Consider the following 255-nt stretch of genomic DNA (forward strand, 5'->3'; position numbering starts at 1 on the left):
CCACCCATAAACCAAATGCAGGTCCGTTACTATTTTGTGATGGATCTAAAAATCCACTGGCTACAACAGTAATGGCAGCACCATCTAATCCTAACGTTTGTAATGGAGCTTGGTACGAAGCGACGGTTACTGTTCCTGTTTCATCACGAACGTCTAAGGTAAAATCTAAGTTTGGTAATTCTAAATAACCACCAAAATCAGGGAAAGAAATGTTGTCTACAATAGTTCCGGCCGGTACAGAAGTTTCTACCACAT

General features: G+C 40.8%; 1 protein-coding gene. It reads right to left on the bottom strand.

Annotated elements, in window-relative coordinates; all coding sequences use genetic code 11:
* Positions 1-255, bottom strand: a 255-nt coding sequence (locus tag EQG68_RS15165; RefSeq protein WP_222845222.1) for a hypothetical protein, incomplete at both ends; no start/stop codon positions are given.

The sequence above is a fragment of the Flavobacterium piscinae genome, from assembly GCF_004122145.1.
Taxonomy (GTDB): domain Bacteria; phylum Bacteroidota; class Bacteroidia; order Flavobacteriales; family Flavobacteriaceae; genus Flavobacterium; species Flavobacterium piscinae.